At 66.9% G+C, this 23,673-nt stretch carries 21 protein-coding genes; 17 read left to right on the top strand and 4 right to left on the bottom strand.

Annotation, left to right across the window (positions count from 1 at the left end; all coding sequences use genetic code 11):
* Nucleotides 1–74 precede the first annotated feature (74 nt).
* From dusB to purD, 4 genes are all read left to right on the top strand, one after another.
* Nucleotides 75–1,073 carry a tRNA dihydrouridine synthase DusB gene (gene dusB / locus JQX08_RS11490; protein WP_205348514.1) on the top strand — a complete coding sequence of 333 codons (999 nt, stop codon included), beginning with the start codon at nucleotides 75–77 and terminating at the stop codon, nucleotides 1,071–1,073.
* On the top strand, nucleotides 1,070–1,390 hold the full coding sequence (fis, locus tag JQX08_RS11485) for a DNA-binding transcriptional regulator Fis (protein WP_205348513.1): 321 nt from the start codon (nucleotides 1,070–1,072) through the stop codon (nucleotides 1,388–1,390). The genes dusB and fis overlap by 4 nt, the downstream gene beginning before the upstream one ends.
* Before the next feature lie 84 nt (nucleotides 1,391–1,474).
* Complete coding sequence (purH, locus tag JQX08_RS11480) at nucleotides 1,475–3,076, top strand: bifunctional phosphoribosylaminoimidazolecarboxamide formyltransferase/IMP cyclohydrolase (RefSeq protein WP_205348512.1); 1,602 nt, start codon at nucleotides 1,475–1,477, stop codon at nucleotides 3,074–3,076.
* Nucleotides 3,077–3,296: 220 nt separating this feature from the next.
* Nucleotides 3,297–4,589 carry a phosphoribosylamine--glycine ligase gene (gene purD, locus JQX08_RS11475; protein ID WP_205348511.1) on the top strand — a complete coding sequence of 431 codons (1,293 nt, stop codon included), beginning with the start codon at nucleotides 3,297–3,299 and terminating at the stop codon, nucleotides 4,587–4,589.
* A 58-nt stretch (nucleotides 4,590–4,647) separates the two neighbouring features.
* On the opposite strand, the gene JQX08_RS11470 is transcribed toward purD, so the two are convergent.
* A complete protein-coding gene (locus JQX08_RS11470; protein ID WP_239482132.1) occupies nucleotides 4,648–6,324 on the bottom strand; it encodes an MFS transporter in 1,677 nt (558 codons plus the stop codon).
* A gap of 284 nt (nucleotides 6,325–6,608) precedes the next feature.
* Between JQX08_RS11470 and JQX08_RS11465 the strand changes: the two genes are divergently transcribed.
* From JQX08_RS11465 to urtE, 7 genes are all read left to right on the top strand, one after another.
* A complete protein-coding gene (locus JQX08_RS11465) occupies nucleotides 6,609–9,398 on the top strand; it encodes a response regulator (RefSeq protein WP_205348510.1) in 2,790 nt (929 codons plus the stop codon).
* A 66-nt stretch (nucleotides 9,399–9,464) separates the two neighbouring features.
* The gene (locus JQX08_RS11460) at nucleotides 9,465–10,058 is read left to right on the top strand and encodes a MarC family protein (RefSeq protein ID WP_205348509.1); all 594 of its coding nucleotides are present in this window, start codon (nucleotides 9,465–9,467) and stop codon (nucleotides 10,056–10,058) included.
* Between the two features lie 294 nt (nucleotides 10,059–10,352).
* A complete protein-coding gene (urtA, locus tag JQX08_RS11455; RefSeq protein WP_205348508.1) occupies nucleotides 10,353–11,618 on the top strand; it encodes an urea ABC transporter substrate-binding protein in 1,266 nt (421 codons plus the stop codon).
* 198 nt (nucleotides 11,619–11,816) lie between these two features.
* Nucleotides 11,817–13,391 (top strand): urea ABC transporter permease subunit UrtB, encoded by a 1,575-nt coding sequence (urtB, locus tag JQX08_RS11450; protein WP_205348507.1) that lies wholly within the window; start codon nucleotides 11,817–11,819, stop codon nucleotides 13,389–13,391.
* Nucleotides 13,391–14,482, top strand: coding sequence for an urea ABC transporter permease subunit UrtC (gene urtC, locus JQX08_RS11445; RefSeq protein WP_430472521.1), 1,092 nt, complete (start codon nucleotides 13,391–13,393; stop codon nucleotides 14,480–14,482). Before urtB ends, urtC begins: the two co-directional genes overlap by 1 nt.
* The gene (gene urtD, locus JQX08_RS11440; RefSeq protein ID WP_205348506.1) at nucleotides 14,479–15,339 is read left to right on the top strand and encodes an urea ABC transporter ATP-binding protein UrtD; all 861 of its coding nucleotides are present in this window, start codon (nucleotides 14,479–14,481) and stop codon (nucleotides 15,337–15,339) included. The genes urtC and urtD overlap by 4 nt, the downstream gene beginning before the upstream one ends.
* Before the next feature lie 92 nt (nucleotides 15,340–15,431).
* Nucleotides 15,432–16,130 carry an urea ABC transporter ATP-binding subunit UrtE gene (gene urtE, locus JQX08_RS11435; protein WP_205348505.1) on the top strand — a complete coding sequence of 233 codons (699 nt, stop codon included), beginning with the start codon at nucleotides 15,432–15,434 and terminating at the stop codon, nucleotides 16,128–16,130.
* 15 nt (nucleotides 16,131–16,145) lie between these two features.
* On the opposite strand, the gene JQX08_RS11430 is transcribed toward urtE, so the two are convergent.
* Nucleotides 16,146–16,481, bottom strand: a complete 336-nt coding sequence (locus JQX08_RS11430) for a YciI family protein (protein WP_205348504.1) — start codon at nucleotides 16,479–16,481, stop codon at nucleotides 16,146–16,148.
* A gap of 238 nt (nucleotides 16,482–16,719) precedes the next feature.
* Here JQX08_RS11430 and JQX08_RS11425 point away from each other — a divergent pair, with 238 nt between their 5' ends.
* From JQX08_RS11425 to JQX08_RS11400, 6 genes are all read left to right on the top strand, one after another.
* The gene (locus tag JQX08_RS11425) at nucleotides 16,720–17,565 is read left to right on the top strand and encodes an urease accessory protein UreD (protein WP_205348503.1); all 846 of its coding nucleotides are present in this window, start codon (nucleotides 16,720–16,722) and stop codon (nucleotides 17,563–17,565) included.
* 123 nt (nucleotides 17,566–17,688) lie between these two features.
* Complete coding sequence (locus tag JQX08_RS11420) at nucleotides 17,689–17,991, top strand: urease subunit gamma (protein WP_205348502.1); 303 nt, start codon at nucleotides 17,689–17,691, stop codon at nucleotides 17,989–17,991.
* 10 nt (nucleotides 17,992–18,001) lie between these two features.
* Nucleotides 18,002–18,307, top strand: coding sequence for an urease subunit beta (locus JQX08_RS11415; RefSeq protein ID WP_205348501.1), 306 nt, complete (start codon nucleotides 18,002–18,004; stop codon nucleotides 18,305–18,307).
* A gap of 72 nt (nucleotides 18,308–18,379) precedes the next feature.
* On the top strand, nucleotides 18,380–20,080 hold the full coding sequence (ureC, locus tag JQX08_RS11410) for an urease subunit alpha (protein WP_205348500.1): 1,701 nt from the start codon (nucleotides 18,380–18,382) through the stop codon (nucleotides 20,078–20,080).
* An 89-nt stretch (nucleotides 20,081–20,169) separates the two neighbouring features.
* Complete coding sequence (locus tag JQX08_RS11405; RefSeq protein WP_205348499.1) at nucleotides 20,170–20,898, top strand: substrate-binding periplasmic protein; 729 nt, start codon at nucleotides 20,170–20,172, stop codon at nucleotides 20,896–20,898.
* 116 nt (nucleotides 20,899–21,014) lie between these two features.
* Nucleotides 21,015–22,280 (top strand): Hsp70 family protein, encoded by a 1,266-nt coding sequence (locus tag JQX08_RS11400; protein WP_205348498.1) that lies wholly within the window; start codon nucleotides 21,015–21,017, stop codon nucleotides 22,278–22,280.
* Nucleotides 22,281–22,353: 73 nt separating this feature from the next.
* Here the strand turns inward: JQX08_RS11400 and JQX08_RS11395 are convergent, their stop codons facing one another.
* Together JQX08_RS11395 and JQX08_RS11390 are read right to left on the bottom strand one after the other, a co-directional pair.
* Entirely contained in the window at nucleotides 22,354–23,247 is an 894-nt protein-coding gene (locus tag JQX08_RS11395; RefSeq protein WP_205348497.1) for an alpha/beta hydrolase, read from the bottom strand.
* A gap of 80 nt (nucleotides 23,248–23,327) precedes the next feature.
* Complete coding sequence (locus JQX08_RS11390) at nucleotides 23,328–23,594, bottom strand: DksA/TraR family C4-type zinc finger protein (protein ID WP_205348496.1); 267 nt, start codon at nucleotides 23,592–23,594, stop codon at nucleotides 23,328–23,330.
* Nucleotides 23,595–23,673: the final 79 nt, after the last annotated feature.

Below are 23,673 nucleotides of genomic sequence, written 5' to 3'. Positions count from 1 at the left end.
CCGGTCACCGAGAGCGGGTATCATGCCCACCCTTTTTTCCAAACAAGATCCGGCCCCACAGGCAGGGAAGACCCATGTCGGCGGTACGCATCGGCCCCTATACATTGCCCAATCAGTTGATCCTGGCCCCCATGGCCGGGGTCACCGATAGCCCGTTCCGGCAGCTCTGCCGCCGCCTCGGTGCCGGCCTGGTGGTGTCGGAGATGGTCACCAGCGATGTCAGCCTGTGGCACACCCGCAAATCGCGCCAGCGCCTGATCCACAGCGGCGATCCCGAGCCACGCTCGGTCCAGATCGCCGGTGGCGACGCGCAGATGCTCGCCGACGCGGCACGCGCCAACGTCGAGCTGGGCGCGCAGATCATCGATATAAACATGGGCTGCCCGGCCAAGAAGGTCTGCAACAAGGCCGCCGGCTCGGCGCTGATGAAGGACGAAGCGCTGGTCGCGGAAATCCTCAGCAGCGTGGTGCAGGCCGTCGACGTCCCGGTCACCCTGAAGATTCGCACCGGCTGGGACCGGGCGAACAAGAACGGCGTGACCGTGGCGAAGATTGCCGAACAGGCCGGCATCCAGGCGCTGTCCGTGCACGGCCGTACGCGCGCCGACCTGTACACCGGCGAAGCCGAGTACGACACCATCGCCGCGATCAAGCAGGCGGTGTCGATTCCGGTATTCGCCAACGGCGACATCGACTCGCCGCAGAAGGCCAAGGCCGTGCTCGACGCCACCGGCGCCGATGCCCTGCTGATCGGCCGCGCCGCCCAGGGGCGGCCGTGGATTTTCCGCGAAATCGAGCATTACCTGCGGACCGGCGAACAACTGCCGGGCCCCAAGTTGTACGAAGTGGAACACATTCTACTGGGCCATCTGGCCGAGCTGCATGCGTTCTACGGCGACGTGATGGGCGTGCGCATCGCACGCAAGCATGTCGGCTGGTACCTGGCGACTCTCCCGGGGGAGCGGGAGTTTCGTTCCGAATTCAATCGTCTTGAACACAAGGACGCGCAGTGCGCCATGGTGCGGCAGTTTTTCGCCGAACGTCATAACGAGGGAGAAGGGGTGGCGGCATGACGACGATGACCGAGACATTAGTGAGTGGAACTGCATCTGTGAGCGACAACGTCAACCTGAAACAGCATCTGAAGTCGCCGAGCGAAGAAGGGCAAACCCTGCGCGGCAGTGTGGAGAAGGCGCTGCGCAACTACTTCGCCCATCTCGATGGGCAGGATGTCTCCGACATCTACAACCTGGTGCTTTCCGAAGTGGAAGCGCCGCTGCTGGAAACCGTGATGAACTACGTCAAGGGCAACCAGACCAAGGCCTCCGAGCTGCTCGGCCTGAATCGCGGCACCCTGCGCAAGAAGCTCAAGCAGTACGATCTGCTGTAAGCCACGAATTCCCACGGAAAAGGGCGGCCTCGACAAGCGGCCGCCCTTTTTCGCTGAATCCCCCCGCTTTAGATGGAAACCGCGATGACCGACCAAACCACCCGCCTTCCCGTCCGCCGCGCCCTGATCAGCGTCTCCGACAAGACCGGCATCCTTGACTTCGCCCGTGAGCTCGTCGCCCTCGGCGTGGAGATCCTTTCCACCGGCGGCACCTACAAGCTGCTCAAGGACAACGGCGTCGCCGCGGTGGAAGTCGCCGACTACACCGGCTTCCCGGAAATGATGGATGGCCGGGTGAAGACCCTGCACCCGAAAATCCATGGCGGCATTCTCGGTCGTCGTGCGCTGGACGGCGCGGTGATGGAGCAGCACGGCATCAAGCCGATCGACCTGGTCGCGGTCAACCTCTACCCGTTCGCCGCCACCGTGGCCAAGCCGGGTTGTGACCTGGCCGACGCCATCGAGAACATCGACATCGGCGGCCCGACCATGGTCCGCAGCGCGGCGAAGAACCACAAGGACGTCGCCATCGTGGTCAATGCCGGCGACTACAGCGCCGTCGTCGAGAACCTCAAGGCCGGCGGCCTGACTTACGCGCAGCGCTTCGACCTGGCGCTCAAGGCCTTCGAACACACCGCCGCCTACGACGGCATGATCGCCAACTACCTGGGCACCATCGACCAGGCTGCCGAGACCCTGTCCACCGACGGCCGCAGCCAGTTCCCGCGCACCTTCACCAGCCAGTTCATCAAGGCGCAGGACATGCGCTACGGCGAGAACCCGCACCAGAGCGCGGCGTTCTATGTCGAAGGCGGCGAAGCCAGCGTGTCGACCGCCGTGCAGCTGCAGGGCAAGGAACTGTCGTTCAACAACGTCGCCGACACCGACGCCGCGCTGGAATGCGTGAAGAGCTTCGTCAAGCCGGCCTGCGTGATCGTCAAGCACGCCAACCCGTGCGGCGTGTCGGTGGTTCCGGACGCCGACGGCGGCATCCGCCAGGCCTATGAACTGGCCTACGCCACCGACACCGAGTCGGCGTTCGGCGGCATCATCGCCTTCAACCGCGAGCTGGACGCCGAGACCGCCCAGGCCATCGTCGAGCGTCAGTTCGTCGAAGTGATCATCGCCCCGAAAGTCAGCGAAGCGGCGCGTGCCGTGGTCGCCGCCAAGGCCAACGTGCGGCTGCTCGAATGCGGCGAGTGGCCGGCCGAGCGCGCCCCGGGCTGGGACTTCAAGCGCGTCAACGGCGGCCTGCTGGTGCAGAGCCGTGACATCGGCATGATCACCGAGGCGGACCTCAAGGTCGTGACCAAGCGGGCGCCGACCGAGCAGGAAATCCACGACCTGATCTTCGCCTGGAAAGTGGCCAAGTTCGTCAAATCCAACGCCATCGTCTACGCCAAGAATCGTCAGACCATCGGCGTCGGCGCCGGCCAGATGAGCCGCGTCAACTCGGCGCGTATCGCCGCGATCAAGGCCGAGCACGCTGGTCTGCAAGTGGCCGGTTCGGTAATGGCCAGCGACGCGTTCTTCCCGTTCCGCGACGGCCTGGACAACGCCGCCGCCAATGGCATCACCGCGGTGATCCAGCCGGGTGGTTCGATGCGCGATGCGGAAGTCATCGCTGCGGCCGACGAAGCCGGCATCGCCATGGTATTCAGCGGCATGCGCCACTTCCGCCATTGACCGTGGCACGGTCGCGCTGAAGCAGGCGTCTGCGTTGTTGCGGATGACTTCGCTAATGCTCATTGCCAGTCGGCAACTGCGCTTATCGAAGCCATCCGCGCCTAGCAGCCACCCGCTTCATCACGGCCCGGTGGATCGCTAAAGGCGAGATTTTCGTAGGGTGGACAGCCGCAGCTGCCCACCAAACGGGCCAACGGCCCGCCTCCACAAGGAGCAGAACATGAACGTACTGATCATCGGCAGCGGCGGTCGCGAACACGCCCTGGCCTGGAAAGTCGCCCAGGATGCGCGGGTGCAGAAAGTCTTCGTCGCCCCGGGTAACGCCGGCACCGCGACCGAAGAGAAATGCGAGAACGTCGCCATCGACGTGCTGGCCATCGAGCAGCTCGCCGACTTCGCCGAGCAGAACGTGCAACTGACCATCGTCGGTCCGGAAGCACCGCTGGTGAAGGGCGTGGTCGACCTGTTCCGCGCGCGCAAGCTGGACATCTTCGGCCCCACTGCCGCCGCCGCCCAACTGGAAGGCTCGAAGGCCTTCACCAAGGACTTCCTCGCCCGCCACGCGATCCCCACCGCCGACTACCAGAACTTCACCGAAGTCGAGCCGGCGCTGGCCTACCTGCGCGAGAAAGGCGCACCGATCGTGGTCAAGGCTGACGGCCTGGCCGCCGGCAAGGGCGTGATCGTCGCCATGACCCTGGCCGAAGCCGAGGACGCGGTGCGCGACATGCTGTCGGGCAACGCCTTCGGCGATGCCGGCGCGCGCGTGGTGATCGAGGAGTTCCTTGACGGCGAAGAAGCCAGCTTCATCGTCATGGTCGACGGCGAGAACGTGCTGCCGATGGCCACCAGCCAGGACCACAAGCGCGTCGGCGATGCCGACACCGGCCCAAACACCGGTGGTATGGGCGCCTACTCGCCCGCCCCGGTAGTCACCGCCGACGTGCATAAGCGGGTGATGGACGAAGTCATTTACCCGACCGTGCGCGGCATGGCGGCCGAAGGCAACGTCTACACCGGCTTCCTGTATGCCGGCCTGATGATCGACAAGGCCGGCGCGCCGAAGGTCATCGAGTTCAACTGCCGCTTCGGCGATCCGGAAACCCAGCCGATCATGGTGCGCCTGGAGTCCTCACTGGTGCTGCTGGTCGAGGCCGCGCTGGCCAAGGCGCTGAACAAGGTCGAAGCGACCTGGGACCCGCGCCCCACCGTCGGCGTGGTAATCGCCGCTGGCGGCTACCCGGGCGACTACGCCAAGGGTGACGTCATCGACGGTCTGGATGCCGCCGCTGCGCTGGACGGCAAGGTGTTCCACGCCGGCACCGCGCTGAACAGCGCCGGCCAGGTGGTCACCGCCGGCGGCCGCGTGCTGTGCGCTACCGCCATCGGCCGCAGTGTCGCCGACGCCCAGCAGCAGGCCTACCGCCTGGCCGAGCAGATCCGCTGGGACGGCAGCTTCTACCGCCACGACATCGGCTACCGGGCCATCGCCCGCGAGAAGGGCGAAAGCTGATCTTCAGTCGATAGAAAAAGGCCCCGCATCTGCGGGGCCTTTTTCGTTGCGGCGCGCTTTAGTGCCAATTGCGCAAGTCGCGGTCCTTGGTTTCCGGCATCAGGAACAGGCCGATGATGAAGGTCATCACCGCCACCACGATCGGATACCACAGCCCGTAGTAGATATCGCCGGTGGCGGCGACCATGGCGAAGGCAGTGGTCGGCAGGAAGCCGCCGAACCAGCCGTTGCCGATGTGGTAGGGCAACGACATCGCCGTGTAGCGGATACGCGTCGGGAACAGCTCGACCAGCAGCGCGGCGATCGGCCCGTAGACCATGGTCACGAACAACACCAGCACGGTGAGCAGCAGCACCACCATCGGCGTGTTGATCTGCGCCGGGTCGGCCTTGGCGGGATAACCGTGGCCGCGGATCGCCTCGGTCATCTTGGCGTTGAAGGCGTCGGACTGCGCCTTGAACTGATCAGCCGGCATGCCAGCCCCGGAGAACGACTCGAGGGTCTGGTTGCCGATCTTGATGCTCGCCACGGTGCCGGCCGGGGCCGCCTCGTTGGCGTAGTTCACCGAGTTGCGTGCCAGGAAGCCCTTGGCGATGTCGCAGGAGGTGACGAACTTCGAGGTGCCGACCGGGTTGAACTGGAACGAGCACTCGTCCGGGTTCGCCACCACGGTCACCGGTGCAGAGACCTGCGCCTGTTCCAGCGCGGGGTTGGCGTAGTGGGTGATCAGGCCGAACAGCGGGAAGTAGGTCAGCGCCGCGATCAGGCAGCCGCCGAGGATGATCGGCTTGCGGCCGATCTTGTCGGACAGCCAGCCGAACACGATGAAGAACGGCGTGCCGATCAGCAGTGACAGGGCAATCAGGATGTTCGCCGTCGCCCCATCCACTTTCAGGGTCTGGGTCAGGAAGAACAGCGCGTAGAACTGCCCGGTGTACCACACCACCGCCTGGCCGGCGGTGCCGCCGAACAGCGCGATCAGCGCCACCTTGGCGTTTTCCCAGCGACCGAAGGCCTCGGTCAGCGGCGCCTTGGAGGTCTTGCCCTCCTCCTTCATCTTCTTGAACGCCGGGCTCTCGTTGAGGGTCAGGCGAATCCACACCGAGATGCCCAGCAGGATGATCGACAGCAGGAACGGAATCCGCCAGCCCCAGGCGGCGAACTGTTCCTCGCCGAGCCAGGTGCGGGTGCCGAGGATCACCAGCAGCGAGAGGAACAGACCAAGCGTCGCGGTGGTCTGGATCCACGCCGTGTAGAAACCACGCCGGCCGTGCGGTGCGTGCTCGGCGACGTAGGTCGCTGCACCGCCGTACTCACCGCCGAGCGCCAGGCCCTGGAACAGTCGCAGCACGATGAGGATGATCGGTGCGGCGATACCCCATGACGCATAGGACGGCAGGATGCCGACGATGAAGGTCGACAGACCCATGATCATGATGGTGATCAGGAAGGTGTACTTGCGCCCGACCAAGTCACCCAGACGGCCGAAGATGATCGCGCCGAACGGCCGCACTGCGAAGCCGGCGGCGAACGCCATGAGGGCGAAAATGAACGCCGCCGTGGGGTTCACCCCGGAGAAGAACTGCGCGGCGATGATCGCCGACAACGAACCGTACAGGTAGAAGTCGTACCACTCGAAAACCGTACCCAGCGAGGAGGCGAAGATGACCTTGCGCTCCTCGCCAGTCATGGGTCCCGCCGGTGCGTGCCCGGCGTCAATCGTTGCTACGCTCATTGGGTGCCTCCACGACGGCCTGTCGGCAAGAGCGTGGATCGCCCTGTACCCGGACGTCTTTCTTGTGTTTGTTCTGCAGAGCAAGGCTAGACGGCGGAATCGCAGTCAGCACTAGACATTAGTCTAATGCCCCTTGAAATCCGCAAAGTCACGCCAACCGTGGGCTGCAGCAACCTTCGCCCACGCGGCGTCCGTCATGAGGGCTGGCCGCGCCGGTCATGGTCCTCGGCAAGGCGGCGTGGCTATAATCGAGCCACACTCCTACGAATCGAAGGGATTTCGCCGTGCACGGGCTCAGGATCGCCATTGGACTTCTCGTCTGCCTGTTCGCACTGGCAGGAGGTCCCGTCGTTGCCCAGGCCGCCACGCCCGCGCAGTGGTCGACACTGCTCGACCCCACCGGCCGCCTGACGCTCGACGAGCTGCGCGCGCCGCGTTACGCCAACCAGTTCAATCCCACCGACAGCGACCAGCTGCAGGTGCCCGGCGGCGGTCCGGCGCTGTGGTTGCACTATCAGCTGCCGGCCCAGGCCCAAGGTCAGGAGCAGCTGCTGCGCCTGTTCGCGCCCTACCTGAGCCAGCTCGACCTGTACGTACTGCGCGGCGCCACCCTGCTCGCCCATACCCAGACCGGCGCCAACCAGCCGCTCGCCGCCCGGCCGCTGCCGAGCCGCGATTTTCTCGTGCCGCTGCCGACCGTGCAGGAGCCGCTCGACCTTTACCTGCGCCTGTCCTCCGAGCATGCCCTGCGACCGAGCATCGACATCCAGCGCACCGCCCTGCTGCTCAGCGATGACACCCGCCTGCTGCTATTCGGTGCGGTGCTCGGCTGCCTCGGTCTCTTGATTGCCTACAGCCTGGTGCGCTGCCTCTACACCCGCAGCGCGACCAGCCTGTGGCTGGCCGGCATCCATGTCGGCCTGCTGGTCACCGCGCTCGGCCAGTTCGGCATCGCCGCGCCCTGGCTCAGCGCCTGGCCGGGCCTGCAGGCACAGCTCGGCAACCTGGCCATGCTGCTGGCGATGATTTGCGCGCTGGGCTTCACCGTGCGCTTCTTCGACAAGGCCTGCCCGACCACCACGGTGCGCCACCTGCTGCTCGGCGAAGGCCTGCTGATCGCGGTCGCCTGCGTCCTGCTGCTGGTGGTCAGCGAGCTGCACTTCAACCAGGTGGTTTACCTGATCACCCTGGTCACCCTGCTCAGCATCTTCGTCGTCTCGCTGTTCCACTGGCAGCACGGCTACCGCCCGGCGCGCCTGTTCAGCCTGGCCACCCTGCTGTTCGGCCTGACCTTCATCGGCGCGCTGCCGGCGCTGTTCGGCTACTGGGCGGTGCCGTCCGACTGGCTGGCGTTCGGCCTGCTGGCGATGTGCACGCTGAGCGGCTTCCTGCTCAGCATGGCGCTCAGCGAACGCCAGCGCAGCATCGCCGACGAGCGCTTCAGCAGCCGTCAGGCGCTGGCCGCCAGCTCCGCCGAGCTGAAGGCCAAGGGCGAGTTCCTGGCAAAGATCAGCCACGAAATCCGCACGCCGATGAATGGCGTGCTGGGCATGACCGAGCTGCTGCTCGGCACGCCGTTGTCGGCCAAGCAACGTGACTACGTGCAGACCATCCACAGCTCGGGCAACGAACTGCTCACCCTGATCAACGAGATTCTCGACATCTCCAAGCTGGAAACCGGGCAGATCGAACTGGACGACGTGCAGTTCGACCTCAACGCACTGATCGACGACTGTCTCGACATCTTCCGCGCCAAGGCCGAGCAGCAGCGCGTCGAGCTGGTCAGCTTCACCCAGCCGCAGGTGCCGCGGGTGATCGCCGGCGATCCGACGCGCCTGCGCCAGGTGCTGCTCAGCCTGCTGGACAACGCCTTCAAGCAAACCGACGAGGGCGAAATCCTCCTCGTCGTGGCCCTCGAGCACAGCGCCAACGGCCCGCGCCTGCGCTTCGCCGTGCAAGACAGCGGCCGCCCGCTGGAAGGCGCCGACCGCGACGCGCTGCTCAACGCCGAACTGCACAGCCGCGACTTCCTCGCCGCCACCAAGCTCGGTGGACGCCTCGGCCTGATCATCGCCCGCCAGCTGATTCGCCTGATGCACGGCGAGTTTGGCGTGCAGAGCGGCAGCAGCCAGGGCAGCACGCTGTGGCTGACCCTGCCGCTGGATGCCGAACGCCTGGAGACGCCGACCACCGACCTCGACGGCCCGCTGCAGGGCACCCGTCTGCTGGTGGTCGACGACAACGACACCTGCCGCAAAGTGCTGCTCCAGCAGTGCAGCGCCTGGGGCGTGCAGGCCAGCGCGGTACCGTCCGGCAAGGAGGCGCTGGCGCTGCTGCGCACCAAGGCGCACATCGGCGAGTACTTCGACGCGGTGCTGCTCGACCAGGACATGCCGGGCATGACCGGCATGCAGCTGGCCGCGCGAATCAAGGAAGACCCGAGCCTCAACCACGACATCCTGATCATCATGCTCACCGGCATCAGCAACGCGCCGAGCAAGGTCATCGCGCGCAACGCCGGGATCAAGCGCATCCTCGCCAAGCCGGTGGCCGGCTACACACTGAAGGCCACCCTCGCCGACGAACTCGGCCAGCACAAGCAGGGCGGCGCGCAGCCGCGTCCAGTGCTGCCGCGTGGCACCGCGCTGAGCGTGCCGCAGGACTTCCGCATCCTGGTCGCCGAGGACAACAGCATCTCCACCAAGGTGATCCGCGGCATGCTCGGCAAGCTCAACCTGGCCCCGGACACCGCCAGCAACGGCGCCGAAGCGCTGCAGGCGATGAAGAGCACGCCCTACGACCTGGTGCTGATGGACTGCGAGATGCCGGTGCTCGACGGCTTCTCCGCCACCGAACAGCTGCGCGACTGGGAAGCCGCCGAGCAGCGCCAGCGCACCCCGGTGGTGGCGCTCACCGCGCACATCCTCAGCGAGCACAAGGAGCGCGCGCGCCAGGCCGGGATGGACGGCCACATGGCCAAGCCGGTGGAGATGTCGCAGCTGCGCGAGCTGATCGAATTCTGGGTCAGCGAACGCGAGGCACGCCGTCGCGAGCAGAGCGACGCGCTGTCCTGAACCGGGCGGCGCCGCCCCCGGCGCTCCTACACTAAGCTCCAGTTTCCCCCCAGTGAGTCCTGCCGCATGCATTCCGAGCTGTTCAGCCTGTACCTGAAGATGCTGGTGCTCTACAGCCCGTTCTTCGTGTTGTCCTGCTTCATCGCGCTGACCCGCGGCTACACGGTCAAGGAGCGCAAGAAGCTGGCCTGGAAGGTGGCGCTCGGCGTGGTCATCGCCAGCGTGCTGCTGTACCTGTTCGGCCGCAGCATCTTCGTGATCTTCGGCATCACCGTTGACGCCTTCCGCATCGGTGCCGGCAGCGTGCTGTTCATCTCGGCGCTGAGCATGGCCCAGGGCAAGCCGGTGGTGCAGAGCGACAATGTGCAGCAGGACGTGACCATCGTGCCGCTGACCATTCCGCTGACCGTCGGCCCCGGCACCATCGGCGCCCTGCTGGTGATGGGCGTCGGCAAGGTGGACTGGGACGAGAAGCTGATCGCCGTGCTGGCCATCGCCCTGGCCAGCGCCACGGTGGGCTTCGTGCTCTACCTGTCCGACCTGTTCGAGCGCCTGCTCGGCGACCAGGGCCTGCAAATCGTCAGCCGCCTGATGGGCCTGTTCGTCTGCGCCCTGGCCGCGCAGATCATCTTCACCGGGGTGAAGAACTACCTCGGCTAAGGCGCCCGCCCTAGCCGCTCCCCCCTGCTCTCCAGCAGAGCGCCAGCGCGGCGCACCCGCCCGCCGCCACCTCCGAACGCGCACCAGCCTGGTGCGCCACAGCTTCCCGACGCCAGCCCCAGCCCCGCCGCAAACGCCCGTGCTAGTGCGCCCGCCGAGCGGCCGGCACGCCTATTGCTGAATGCCCTTGCGAGGCCGCAGTAGAACGGATCACTCCATGCGGGTGACAAGAACAAACCTCGATGCACCGCCGACGCTGTCCTTTTAAACACGTTTGTGAATGGAGATCGCACTATGCAACGTCGCAGCCTGATCAAGGCTTTCACCCTTTCCGCATCCATCGCCGCCATGGGCATGTCGTGGACCATCCAGGCCGCCGAGACCATCAAGGTCGGCATCCTGCATTCGCTGTCCGGCACCATGGCGATTTCCGAGACCTCGCTGAAAGACATGGCGCTGATGACCATCGACGAGATCAACGCCAAGGGCGGGGTCAACGGCAAGCAGCTCGAAGCGGTGGTGGTCGACCCGGCCTCCAACTGGCCGCTGTTCGCCGAGAAGGCCCGCCAGCTGCTGACCCAGGACAAGGTCGACGTGGTGTTCGGCTGCTGGACCAGCGTGTCGCGCAAATCCGTGCTGCCGGTGTTCGAGGAGCTCAACGGCCTGCTGTTCTACCCGGTGCAGTACGAAGGCGAAGAGATGTCGCCGAACGTCTTCTACACCGGCGCCGCGCCGAACCAGCAGGCCATCCCGGCCGTCGAGTACCTGATGAGCGAGGACGGCGGCGCCGCCAAGCGCTACTTCCTGCTCGGCACCGACTATGTCTACCCGCGCACCACCAACAAGATCCTGCGCAACTTCCTGCACAGCAAGGGCATCGCCGACAAGGACATCGAAGAGGTCTACACCCCGTTCGGCCACAGCGACTACCAAACCATCGTCGCCAACATCAAGAAGTTCTCCGCTGGCGGCAAGACCGCGGTGATCTCCACGGTCAACGGCGACTCCAACGTGCCGTTCTACAAGGAACTGGCCAACCAGGGCATCGAAGCCACCGACATCCCGGTGGTGGCCTTCTCGGTCGGCGAGGAAGAGCTGCGCGGCATCGACACCAAGCCGCTGGTGGGCCAGCTGGCCGCCTGGAACTACTTCGAGTCGGTGGATAACCCGGTCAACGGCAAGTTCGTCGAACAGTGGAAGGCCTACGCCAAGGCCAAGAACCTGCCCAACTACCAGACCGCGGTGACCAACGACCCGATGGAAGCCACCTACGTCGGCATCAACATGTGGGCGCAGGCGGTGCAGAAGGCGGGTACCACCGACGTCGACAAGGTCCGCGAAGCGCTCGCCGGGCAGACCTTCGCCGCGCCGTCCGGCTACACCCTGACCATGGACAAGACCAACCACCACCTGCACAAGCCGGTGATGATCGGCGAGGTCGAAGAGAACGGGCAGTTCAACGTGGTCTGGCAGACCGAAGGGCCGGTCCGCGCCCAGCCGTGGAGCCCGTTCATTCCGGGTAACGACAAGAAGCCGGATTACGCGGTGAAGTCGAACTAAGCGGACGGCCTTGAGAGGTCGGGGGCAGGAGCGCCCCCGCCCCTCACCCTAGCCCTCTCCCACGGGGAGAGGGGACTGGTTGGTGCCGGCTGAATCGCCGTCGCCAACCGGCAACGCCGACGTGCTTTCTCCCCTCTCCCTCCGGGAGAGGGGCGGGGGTGAGGGAACTCGCCTTCAAGCACAGCAAAGGACCCCGAAATGCCCACTGCCCTCTACCCCTTCCTGCTGTCATTGGCACTGCTCTGCCTGCCGATGACCACCCAGGCCGGCGATGCCAGCGACTTCGTCGCCGCTAATCCCGCCCAGCAGGCCAAACTGTTGGAAAGCTGGGCCGCCGCGCCCGATCCAGCGCGCCTGCCGCTGCTCGACGCCCTGCAACAAGGCCGCCTGGCCGCCGACCGCGACAAGGCCGCGTTTATCGAGGAAGCTGGCCAGTTCCACGCCGCCGACGCTGACCTGCCGCCGAACGGCACGCCGAAGAAGCTGCGCCTGAACAACCGTCTGCGCGGCCTGCTGGCCAGCACCCAGGCCAGCCATCAGCTGCTCGCCGACGACCCGCTGGTGCGCCTGGCCGCCGCCCGTCAGCTGCAGAAATCCGCCAAGCCGGCGCAGCTGACCCTGCTCAACGGCCGCGTCGCCACGGAAAGCGATGACGCGGTGCGCGACGCCCTGGCGCTGGCGCTGGCCAACCTGCAGCTGGTCGATCCCGACCCGACGATCCGCTTGAATGCCGTGCGCCTGCTCGGCGAAACGGGCGACCCGCTGGCGCGCACCCGCCTGGAAAGCCTGCTGGCCGACGGCGCAGAAGCCGACGCCACGGTGCGCACCGCCGCCGAGACCAGCCTGGCGCAGGTCAAGCGTCGCCTGCTGCTCGGCGACCTGCTCGGCCAGGCATTCAGCGGCATGAGCCTCGGCTCGATCCTGCTGCTCGCCGCGCTCGGCCTGGCGATCACCTTCGGCCTGCTCGGGGTGATCAACATGGCCCACGGCGAGATGCTGATGCTCGGCGCCTACGCCACCTACCTGGTGCAGCTGGCCTTCCAGCGCCTGGCCCCCGAGTACCTCGCGCTGTATCCACTGGCCGCGCTGCCGGTGGCGTTCTTCGTCACCGCCTGCATCGGCATGGCGCTGGAGCGCACGGTGATCCGCCACCTCTACGGCCGGCCGCTGGAAACCCTGCTGGCCACCTGGGGCATCAGCCTGATGCTGATCCAGCTGGTGCGCGTGCTGTTCGGCGCGCAGAACGTCGAGGTGGCCAACCCCGGCTGGCTGTCCGGCGGCATCCAGGTGCTGCCGAATCTGGTGCTGCCCTACAACCGCATCGTGATCATCGGTTTCGCCCTGTTCGTGGTGGCGCTGACCTGGCTGCTGCTGAACAAGACCCGCCTCGGCCTCAACGTCCGCGCGGTCACCCAGAACCGCAACATGGCCGCGTGCTGCGGCGTGCCGACCGGCCGTGTGGACATGCTCGCCTTTGGCCTCGGCTCCGGCATCGCCGGGCTCGGCGGCGTGGCGCTGTCGCAGATCGGCAACGTCGGCCCGGACCTCGGGCAGAGCTACATCATCGACTCGTTCCTGGTGGTGGTGCTCGGCGGCGTCGGCCAGCTGGCCGGCAGCGTGCTGGCGGCCTTCGGTCTGGGCATCGCCAACAAGATTCTCGAACCGCAGATCGGCGCCGTGCTGGGCAAGATCCTCATCCTCGCGCTGATCATCCTGTTTATCCAGAAACGGCCCCAAGGTCTTTTTGCACTGAAAGGACGGGTGATCGACTGATGACTATGCCCTTGAATCAAACGCTGCTGGCTCGCGCCAGCGCCACGCTCGGCCCACGGCTGAGCCTGGCGGTCGGCGCGCTCGTCCTCGCCGTGCTGATCGCCCTACCGCTGCTGCATCTGCTGCCGGCCGACAGCGCGCTGCACGTCTCGGCCTACACCCTGACCCTGGTCGGCAAGATCCTCTGCTACGCCATCGTCGCCCTGGCGCTGGATCTGGTCTGGGGTTACGCCGGGCTGTTGTCGCTCGGCCACGGGCTGTTCTTCGCCCTCGGCGGCTACGCCATGGGCATGTATCTGATGCGCCAGTCGGCCGGCGACGGCCTGCCGGCGTTCATGAGCTTCCTCGCCTGGACCGAGTTGCCCTGGTACTGGTACGGCACCTCGAGCTTTCTCTGGTGCCTGGCCCTGGTGGTTCTCGCTCCCGGCGTGCTGGCGCTGGTGTTCGGCTTCTTCGCCTTCCGCTCGCGAATCAAGGGCGTGTACTTCTCGATCATGACCCAGGCGCTGACCTTCGCCGGCATGCTGCTGTTCTTCCGCAACGAGACCGGCTTCGGCGGCAACAACGGCTTCACCAACTTCCGCAGCATCCTCGGCTTCGAAATCACCGCACCGGGCACCCGCGCCGCGCTGTTCCTCTGCACCGTGGCGCTGCTGGTCGGCAGCCTGCTGCTTGGCTGGCGCCTGGCGCGCAGCAAGTTCGGCCGGGTGCTGACCGCGCTGCGCGATGCGGAGAACCGCCTGATGTTCTGCGGCTACGACCCGCGCGGCTACAAGCTGTTCATCTGGGTGCTGTCCGCCGTGCTGTGCGGCCTGGCCGGCGCGCTGTACGTGCCGCAGGTGGGCATCATCAACCCCAGCGAGATGTCGCCGACCAACTCCATTGAGGCCGCCGTGTGGGTCGCCCTCGGCGGACGCGGCACGCTGATCGGTCCGCTGCTCGGCGCCGGGCTGGTCAACGGCATGAAGAGCTGGTTCACCGTGGCGTTTCCCGAGTACTGGCTGTTCGCCCTCGGCGCGCTGTTCATCGTGGTCACGCTGTTCCTGCCCAAAGGCGTCATCGGATTGTTGAAGCGGGGGAAAGCCGAATGAGAGTCACCGCCACCCCGGAATTCATGCTCGAACCGGCCTACAACCCGAATCGCGACGCCGGTACCAGTCGCGACGCGCTGGGCCTCGGCAGCCGCAAGGAAGCCGGCCTCGACGTACGCCACGGCACCATCCTTACCTTGGAGGACATCAGCGTCAGCTTCGACGGCTTCAAGGCCCTCAACGCGCTGAACCTGTACATCGGCGTCGGCGAGCTGCGCTGCATCATCGGCCCCAACGGTGCCGGCAAGACCACCCTGATGGACGTGATCACCGGCAAGACCCGGCCGGGCAGCGGCCAGGCCTGGTTCGGCGAAACCCTCGACCTGACGCAGATGAGCGAGGTCGAGATCGCCCAGGCCGGCATCGGCCGCAAGTTCCAGAAGCCCACGGTGTTCGAGGCGCTCAGCGTGTTCGAAAACCTCGAGTTGGCGCAGAAGACCAACAAGTCGGTGTGGGCCAGCCTGCGCGCCAAACTCAGCGGCGAGCAGCGCGAGCGCATCGACGAGGTGCTCGCCACCATCCGCCTGGAGACCGCGCGGCATCGCCCGGCCGGGCTGCTCTCCCACGGCCAGAAGCAGTTCCTCGAGATCGGCATGCTGCTGATGCAGGACCCGCAGTTGCTGCTGCTCGACGAGCCGGTGGCGGGCATGACCGACGCCGAAACCGAGTTCACCGCCGAGCTGTTCAAGCGCCTCGCCGGCCAGCACTCGCTGATGGTGGTCGAGCACGACATGGGCTTCGTCGGCAGCATCGCCGACCACGTCACCGTGCTGCACCAGGGCAGCGTGCTGGCCGAGGGTTCGCTGGACGAGGTGCAGGGCAACGAGCGAGTGATCGAGGTGTACCTCGGTCGCTGACGCTACGCACCGCGCTGCACCTAGGTTGGCGTTGAGATTCATCGGGTGGACAACGCCGCAGGCTCGTCCACCGACCAGACAAGGACATCCCCATGCTGCAAGTCGACAAACTCCACCAGTACTACGGCGGCAGCCACATCCTTCGCGGCCTGTCGTTCGAGGCGAAGATCGGCGAGGTCACCTGCCTGCTCGGCCGCAACGGGGTGGGCAAGACCACCCTGCTGAAATGCCTGATGGGCCTGATCCCCAGCAAGGACGGCCAGGTCGCGTGGGAAGGCCAGCCGATCACCGGCTACAAGCCGCACCAGCGCGTGCGCGCCGGCATCGCCTACGTACCGCAGGGCCGCGAAATCTTTCCGCGCCTGACCGTCGAGGAGAACCTGCTGATGGGCTTGTCGCGCTTCGGCGTCGGCGAGGCCAAGCGCGTGCCGGCGTTCATCTACGAGCTGTTCCCGGTGCTCGAACAGATGAAGGCGCGACGCGGCGGCGACCTCTCCGGCGGCCAGCAGCAACAGCTGGCGATCGGCCGCGCGCTGGCCTGCCAGCCGCGCCTGCTGATCCTCGACGAGCCCACCGAAGGCATCCAGCCCTCGGTGATCAAGGAGATCGGCGCGGTGATCAGGAAGCTCGCCGAGCGCGGCGACATGGCGATCCTGCTGGTCGAGCAGTTCTACGATTTCGCCGCCGAACTGGCCGACCAGTACCTGGTGATGGCGCGTGGCGAGATCGTCCAGCAGGGCCGTGGCGCGGACATGGAAGCCGAGGGCGTGCGCGGCCTGGTGGCGATCTAGGCCATGTAGGCACTGTCAGGCGTCGCCCGGGTTGTCCCAGAACGGGCGGATCTCGATAACACCCCTGGCCCTGGCGCAGGGGCTGTTGGCCACCAGCTTCACCACCTCATAAATGTCTTCAGCTTCGATGATCGAGAAGCCCGCCAAGGGCAGACCCGCAACCAAGGGTTGATCAGTGACCTCCAGCTGCTTGTCCCAGTTGCGCACCGACGTGACCTGCGGGCGTACAGCGGCCATGGTTGCGCCGCGTGAGCGAATGACCTCGTCCTGCGCCAGCACCTCAGCCTGCTCCGCATCGCTGAGCGAGTCCCAACCCGCCGGGTCGCCATAGGCAAGACAGAGAAATTTCATATAGCACTCCTTCTCTCGATGGCCACTCATGGGCCTTTGAGAGATAGACGATTGGCGAGCTGTGAATTCGACAGGCCTGGCCGGCGCAACAGCTGATCGCGCTCACTGGTGGGAGCAGCCCATGGCCGCGAGGGCATTAACCCAGCAACGGGCCTGTCCGCCGCGCACCGAATTGGCCCGAGGCACGCCTCTTGCTTGGCCAGGTGGTCAACTTTTCGCACGGATTTGCGCGCCTGCCATGAACCTCCCCGCCGCCCTGTTCACGCCCAGCTGGCATGCCGAACTGGAGCTTGGCTACGCCCGCCGCGACGGTTGCACCCGTCCGGTGCAGCGTCGCCACCTCGGCCCGCTTAGGGTGCAGAAGCACCTCTATCCCGAGGGGCCGCAGGTCTGCCAGCACATCATCGTCCACCCGCCTGGCGGCATCGCCGGCGGTGACCGGCTGAGCATTGCCGCGCACGTCGGCACCGACGCCTGGGCGCAGCTGACCAGCCCCGGCGCGGCCAAGTGGTACCGCGCCGCCGGCCCGGCCTACCAGCGCCTCGAGCTGCGCGTTGCCGCCGGCGCCACCCTGGAATGGCTACCGCAGGAAACCATCGTCTACTCCGCCGCGCAGGCCGAGCTGACCACGCGCATCGACCTCGAAGGCGACGCCCGGCTGTTCTACTGGGACATCGTCGCCCTCGGCCGCCCGGCGGCCGGCGAGCGCTTCGCCAGTGGGCATTTCCAGGCGCACCTGGACATTCGCCGCGACGGCCAGCTGCTCTGGCACGAGCGCCAGCGCGTGGTCGGCGGCGACGGCCTGCTCGACTCACCGATCGGCCTCGCCGGCCAACCGGTGTTCGCCACCCTGCTGGTCACCGGCGAGATCGACGCCGACCTGCTGGAACGCTGCCGCGAGCTGCTCGGCCCCGCTGGACAATCGGTGCGCGGCGACCTGACCCAGCTGCCTGGCCTGCTGGTTGCACGCTGCCTGGCCAGCGAAGCGCTGCACGCGCGCGCCTGGCTGATCGCCCTGTGGCGCCTGCTGCGCCCGGCGCTGCTCGGCCGCGAGGCCGTGCCGCCACGCATATGGAGCACCTAGCCCGGCTACGCCGAACGACTAACCCTGTAGGAGCGAATTCATTCGCGATTATCGAGCCACGCGGCGAGCGCCAATCGCGAATGAATTCGCTCCTACGCCCCTGAATCCAACCACGGACGCACCATGGACCTGACCCCCCGCGAAAAAGACAAGCTGCTGATCTTCACCGCCGGCCTGGTCGCCGAGCGGCGCCTGGCGCGCGGCCTCAAGCTCAACTACCCGGAAGCCATGGCGCTGATCTCCGCCGCCCTGCTCGAAGGCGCGCGCGACGGCCGCACGGTCGCCGAGCTGATGCACTTCGGCACCACCCTGCTGTCCCGCGAGCAGGTGATGGAGGGCGTGCCGGAGATGATCCCGGAGATCCAGATCGAAGCCACCTTCCCCGACGGCACCAAGCTGGTGACCGTGCACCAACCGATTGTCTGAGGAGCCGCACATGATCCCCGGCGAATACCAGATTCAGGACGGCGAGATCGAACTCAACGCCGGCCGCCGCACCGTCACGCTCAGCGTGGCCAACAGCGGCGACCGGCCGATCCAGGTCGGCTCGCACTTCCACTTCTTCGAGACCAACGACGCGCTGAGCTTCGACCGCGCCGCCGCACGTGGCATGCGCCTGAACATCCCGGCCGGCACCGCGGTGCGCTTCGAGCCGGGGCAGAGCCGCGAGGTCGAGCTGGTCGATCTGGCCGGCCTGCGCCGGGTGTACGGCTTCGCCGGGCGGGTGATGGGTGAGCTGTAACTCCGCGCTTTTATCACAAGATCGCCGGTGGACAAGCTTCGCGTTGTCCACCCTACGCAAGGACCCCAAGCGATGAAGATTTCCCGCCAAGCCTACGCCGACATGTTCGGCCCCACCGTCGGCGACAAGGTGCGCCTGGCCGACACCAACCTGTGGCTCGAAGTCGAGCAGGACTTCACCACCTACGGCGAGGAAGTGAAGTTTGGCGGCGGCAAGGTGATCCGCGACGGCATGGGCCAGGGCCAGCTGCTCGCCGCCGAGGTGGTCGACACGCTGATCACCAACGCGCTGATCATCGACCACTGGGGCATCGTCAAGGCCGACGTCGGCCTCAAGGGCGGACGCATCGTGGCGATCGGCAAAGCCGGCAACCCGGACATCCAGCCCGACGTGACCATCGCCATCGGCGCCAGCACCGAAGTGATCGCCGGCGAGGGCATGCTTCTCACTGCCGGCGGCATCGACACGCACATCCACTTCATCTGCCCGCAGCAGATCGAAGAGGCGCTGATGAGCGGCGTCACCACCATGATCGGCGGCGGCACCGGCCCGGCCACCGGCACCAACGCCACCACCTGCACCTCCGGGCCCTGGCACCTGGCGCGCATGCTGCAGGCCGCCGATGCCTTCCCGATGAACATCGGCCTGACCGGCAAGGGCAACGCCTCGCTGCCCGAGCCGCTGATCGAGCAGGTCAAGGCCGGCGCCATCGGCCTCAAGCTGCACGAGGACTGGGGCACCACCCCGGCGGCCATCGACAACTGCCTGAGCGTCGCCGACCAATACGACGTGCAGGTGGCGATCCACACCGACACCCTCAACGAGTCCGGCTTCGTCGAGACCACCCTGGCCGCCTTCAAGGGCCGCACCATCCACACCTACCACACCGAGGGCGCCGGCGGCGGCCACGCGCCGGACATCATCAAGGCCTGCGGCTTCCCCAACGTGCTGCCCAGCTCGACCAACCCGACCCGGCCGTTCACCCGCAACACCATCGACGAGCACCTCGACATGCTGATGGTCTGCCACCACCTCGACCCGAGCATCGCCGAGGACGTGGCCTTCGCCGAGAGCCGCATCCGCCGCGAGACCATCGCCGCCGAGGACATCCTCCACGACCTCGGCGCGTTCTCGATGATCAGCTCGGACAGCCAGGCCATGGGCCGCGTCGGCGAAGTGATCACCCGCACCTGGCAGACCGCCGACAAGATGAAAGCCCAGCGCGGCGCCCTGCCCGGCGACGGCGCGGGCAACGACAACTTCCGCATCAAGCGCTACATCGCCAAGTACACCATCAACCCGGCGATCACCCACGGCATCAGCCACGAGGTCGGCTCCATCGAAGTCGGCAAGTGGGCCGACCTGGTGCTCTGGCGCCCGGCGTTCTTCGGGGTCAAACCGAGTTTGATTTTGAAGGGCGGCGCCATCGCCGCCAGCCTGATGGGCGACGCCAACGCCTCGATCCCCACCCCGCAACCGGTGCACTACCGGCCGATGTTCGCCAGCTACGCTGGCAGCCGCCACGCCACCTGCCTGACCTTCATCAGCCAGGCGGCGCTGGACGCGGGGATTCCCGCACAGCTCGGCCTGCAGAAGCGCATCGCGGTGGTCAAAGGCTGCCGCGACGTGCAGAAGACCGACCTGATCCACAACGACTACCTGCCGGACGTCGAGGTCGATCCGCAGACCTATCAGGTCAAGGCCGACGGCCAGCTGCTGTGGTGCGAACCGGCCGAGGTGCTACCGCTGGCGCAGAGGTATTTCCTGTTCTGAGGTGCCGCCGGCCGCCACGATTTACCGCGCGCAAGTCGCGCGGAGTCGGATAAGCTGCCCGCACCCGACCACCAGTCCGGAACCACTCAATGAGAGCCTGCCTGGCTTTCCTCTGCCTGCTCTACCTCAGCCCCGGAACGGCCCTGGCAGACGACAGCATCACCGTGGCCTGGCGCAACAAGGCGCCCTACCACTACCTGGAGCAAGGCAGCGAACGGGGCTTTCTGCTCGAACGCGCCCACCAGGTATTCGCCGCGGCGGGTATCCAGACCCGCTTCGTGCAGCAGCCGGCCAAGCGCATCTGGCACAGTTTCGCGCAGGGCACCCCGCGCTATTGCTCGTTCGGCTGGTACCGCCTGCCCGAGCGCGAGCGCGTCGCCCAGTTCAGCCTGGCGTTCCACACCGACCCGCCGCAGATCGTCCTGGTCAGCGAGCAGGCGCTCGCCGCCATCGATCGCCACAAGAGCTTCGCCGCCTTGCTGCAGGACCGCAGCATCACCCTGGGCCTGGTCGATGGCGTGTCCTACGGCCCGATCCTCGATCCGCTAATTGCCGGCAGCGCCAACCGGATCAAGCACGCCACGGTCGAACCGCTGGTGATGATGCGCATGGTCGCCGCGCACCGGGTCGACTACATGCTCGCCGACCAGGCCGACTGGGATTACCTGCGCCAGCACGAAAGCAATCTGGACGGCATCGCCGAGCAGCACTTCGCCGATATGCCGCCGGGACTGGAGCGCTACATCGTGTGCAGCAAGGATGTGCCGGCGGCACTGATGGCGAAGATCAACCGCGCCATCCAGTCAGCGCCCGACTGACGCGCGCCTCGCTGCTACGCCACTTGGCGCGATTGCGCCCAGCCGGACCAACGACCTCACACCTGCGCGCCAGCTCGCGTAAACTGCGCGGCCGTTTTTTTGCACCGGTCCGCGCCATGAACTTCGAGCTCCCCGCCAACGCCCTCGGCATCGACTTCGGCACCTCCAACTCCACCGTCGGCTGGTGGCGTCCCGGTGTCGAGCCGCTGATCGCCCTGGAGGACGACAAGCTGACTTTGCCGTCGGTGGTGTTCTTCAACTCCGAGGAGCGCCGCCCGGTGTACGGCCGCCTGGCGCTGCACGAATACCTGGACGGTTACGAAGGCCGGCTGATGCGCTCGCTGAAGAGCCTGCTGGGCTCCAGCCTGCTGAAAAGCGAGACCACCGTGCTGGGCAGCGCGCTGCCATTCAAGGAACTGCTGCGCCTGTTCATCGGCCAGCTCAAGCAGCGCGGCGAAGCGGCGGCCGGCCGCGAGTTCGAGCAGGTGGTACTGGGCCGCCCGGTGTTCTTCGTCGACGACGACCCGGAAGCCGACCGCGTGGCCCAGGACACCCTGGTCGAAGTGGCGAAGAAGCTCGGCTTCAAGGACGTGTCGTTCCAGTTCGAACCGATCGCCGCGGCGTTCGACTACGAGCGCGGCATCCAGCGCGAGGAGCTGGTGCTGATCGTCGACATCGGCGGCGGTACTTCGGACTTCTCGCTGGTGCGCCTGGCCCCGGAGCGCCGCGAGGTGGCCGAGCGGCAGAGCGACATCCTCGCCACCGGCGGCGTGCACATCGGCGGCACCGACTTCGACAAGCAACTCAGCCTGCAGGGCGTGATGCCGCTGTTCGGCTATGGCAGCCGGATGAAGAGCGACGCCTTCATGCCGACCAGCTACCACCTCAACCTCGCCACCTGGCACACCATCAACGCGGTGTACGCGCAGAAGAGCCAGCTGGCGCTGAAGAACATGCGCTACGACATCGTCGACGGCACCGGCATCGATCGCCTGTTCAGCCTGATCGAACAGCGCGCCGGGCACTGGCTGGCGATGCAGGTGGAAGACAGCAAGATCGCCCTGACCGAAAGCGAACAGCACGCCATCGACCTCGCCCGCGTCGAGCCGGGGCTGGTCGCCGAACTGAGCCGCGGCCTGTTCGAGGTAGCCATCGACAGCCAGCTGACGCGCATCCGCGCCGGCGTCACGCAATTGCTGGCCGACGCAGGGATCGGCGCCGAACAGGTCGACACGCTGTTCTTCACCGGCGGCTCGAGTGGCGTGCCGGCGCTGCGCCAGAGCGTCGCGGCGATGCTGCCGAACGCCCGCGCGGTGGAAGGCAACCTGTTCGGCAGCATCGGCAGCGGCCTGGCGATCGAAGCGAAGAAGCGCTACGGCTAGCCCGGCACGCCTGTAGGAGCGGCCCATGGCCGCGAAAGCGCGCTGTCGCGGCCATGGGCCGCTCCTACTTACCTCAGCGCAGCAGACCCGCCAGGCGCTCGCGCACCGCGTCGGCCTCGGGGATCGGGAACAGCGGCCAGACGTGCACCAGCCCCTCGCCGCGTACCAGCTCGACGCTCACCCCTTGAGCGCGCGCCTTGTCGGCCATCAGCAGGGCATCCGGGCAGGCACTGTCGCGGGTGCCGACGATCAGCAGCAGCGGCGGCAGGCCGCTGAATTCGCCCGTCAGCGGACTCACCGCCGGATCGTCCAGGGCGCGCTCGCCGGCGTACAGGCGCCCGGCCTCGCGGGTGCCGGTGATCGCCAGCATCGGGTCGCGCGGCTCGATGGCCGCGCACTCCGGGTTGGTCAGCCGCACGTCGGCCCACGGACAGTTCAGCAGCAGCCGCTCGGGCAACGCCTCGCCGCGCTCGCGCAGGTCGAAGGCCAGCGCCAGGGCCAGACCGCCACCCGCCGAATCGCCACCGAGCAGCAGCGGCCGTTCTCCGGCCCGCTCGCGGGCGAGTGCCCAGGCCTGGCGCACGAACGCCAGCGCCTGGGTGCAGGTGTGCTCCGGTGCCAGCGGATAGAGCGGCACGCTGACCGTGCAGCCGCTACGGCGCACCAGATCGGCGAGCAGCCCCCAGTGGTAGCGGCTGATCGGCCGCACGTAGGCGCCGCCGTGCAGGTACAAGAGGTGTTTGGCGCCAGCCACCGGCTCGCTCGGTGCCAGGGTGTACAACTCCTGGCCATCGAGCCATTCGTGCTGCACGTGCAATTCGTCCTGCAACTGCGGCGACGGCCGCTCCGGCCCACTGCGGCGCACCTCGGCGAGGCTGGCGTGCAGGTTGGGGATCGAGGTCCAGATACGTTTGCGGCGGATCAGCCGCAGGGCGAGAACGACCAGGCGATGCTGCAGGCTGGGCATGGCGACTCCGGGGGTCGGCGGACAGAGCCCCAAGCCTGCCGGATCGTCACGCTGCAGACCATCGCCTAGGCGACAGTTGCTCAGCGCAGCTGGCTGTCCTTGCTGCCGCGCCGGTTGTAGCCGCTGACGGCCTTCTGCTCCTGGTCGTGGGCGCTCTGGCAGGGCACGCACAGGCGCACCCCGGGCACCGCCTGGCGGCGCGCCTCGGGAATCGGCGCGTCGCACTCTTCGCAGTGGTGCAGGCTCTCGCCGTGGGGAATCTCGCTGCGCGCGCGGGCGATGGCATCGGCGATGCTGTCGTCGATCTGCGCCTGGATGTTGTCGTCGTTGGTCCAGCCACCGGCCATGTCGACCTCCGCACCTGTTCAGTTCTTGAACAGATATGCGCGCCCATCCGTAGTTTTACAAGTTTGCGGACCGACCCTG

This window comes from Zestomonas insulae, assembly GCF_016901015.1.
GTDB classification, from domain to species: Bacteria; Pseudomonadota; Gammaproteobacteria; order Pseudomonadales; family Pseudomonadaceae; genus Aquipseudomonas; species Aquipseudomonas insulae.
The sequence above is the reverse complement of the archived record's forward strand: the minus strand, read 5'-3'. Positions and strand labels throughout refer to the sequence as shown.

Excerpts from the sequence above, each read along its gene's own strand:
- dusB (WP_205348514.1), top strand. The coding sequence starts at position 75 with ATGTCGGCGGTACGCATCGGCCCCTATACATTGCCCAATCAGTTGATC.
- fis (WP_205348513.1), top strand. The coding sequence starts at position 1,070 with ATGACGACGATGACCGAGACATTAGTGAGTGGAACTGCATCTGTGAGC.
- purH (WP_205348512.1), top strand. The coding sequence starts at position 1,475 with ATGACCGACCAAACCACCCGCCTTCCCGTCCGCCGCGCCCTGATCAGC.
- purD (WP_205348511.1), top strand. The coding sequence starts at position 3,297 with ATGAACGTACTGATCATCGGCAGCGGCGGTCGCGAACACGCCCTGGCC.
- JQX08_RS11470 (WP_239482132.1), bottom strand. The coding sequence starts at position 6,324 with ATGAGCGTAGCAACGATTGACGCCGGGCACGCACCGGCGGGACCCATG.
- JQX08_RS11460 (WP_205348509.1), top strand. The coding sequence starts at position 9,465 with ATGCATTCCGAGCTGTTCAGCCTGTACCTGAAGATGCTGGTGCTCTAC.
- urtA (WP_205348508.1), top strand. The coding sequence starts at position 10,353 with ATGCAACGTCGCAGCCTGATCAAGGCTTTCACCCTTTCCGCATCCATC.
- urtB (WP_205348507.1), top strand. The coding sequence starts at position 11,817 with ATGCCCACTGCCCTCTACCCCTTCCTGCTGTCATTGGCACTGCTCTGC.
- urtC (WP_430472521.1), top strand. The coding sequence starts at position 13,391 with ATGACTATGCCCTTGAATCAAACGCTGCTGGCTCGCGCCAGCGCCACG.
- urtD (WP_205348506.1), top strand. The coding sequence starts at position 14,479 with ATGAGAGTCACCGCCACCCCGGAATTCATGCTCGAACCGGCCTACAAC.
- urtE (WP_205348505.1), top strand. The coding sequence starts at position 15,432 with ATGCTGCAAGTCGACAAACTCCACCAGTACTACGGCGGCAGCCACATC.
- JQX08_RS11430 (WP_205348504.1), bottom strand. The coding sequence starts at position 16,481 with ATGAAATTTCTCTGTCTTGCCTATGGCGACCCGGCGGGTTGGGACTCG.
- JQX08_RS11425 (WP_205348503.1), top strand. The coding sequence starts at position 16,720 with ATGAACCTCCCCGCCGCCCTGTTCACGCCCAGCTGGCATGCCGAACTG.
- JQX08_RS11420 (WP_205348502.1), top strand. The coding sequence starts at position 17,689 with ATGGACCTGACCCCCCGCGAAAAAGACAAGCTGCTGATCTTCACCGCC.
- JQX08_RS11415 (WP_205348501.1), top strand. The coding sequence starts at position 18,002 with ATGATCCCCGGCGAATACCAGATTCAGGACGGCGAGATCGAACTCAAC.
- ureC (WP_205348500.1), top strand. The coding sequence starts at position 18,380 with ATGAAGATTTCCCGCCAAGCCTACGCCGACATGTTCGGCCCCACCGTC.
- JQX08_RS11405 (WP_205348499.1), top strand. The coding sequence starts at position 20,170 with ATGAGAGCCTGCCTGGCTTTCCTCTGCCTGCTCTACCTCAGCCCCGGA.
- JQX08_RS11400 (WP_205348498.1), top strand. The coding sequence starts at position 21,015 with ATGAACTTCGAGCTCCCCGCCAACGCCCTCGGCATCGACTTCGGCACC.
- JQX08_RS11395 (WP_205348497.1), bottom strand. The coding sequence starts at position 23,247 with ATGCCCAGCCTGCAGCATCGCCTGGTCGTTCTCGCCCTGCGGCTGATC.
- JQX08_RS11390 (WP_205348496.1), bottom strand. The coding sequence starts at position 23,594 with ATGGCCGGTGGCTGGACCAACGACGACAACATCCAGGCGCAGATCGAC.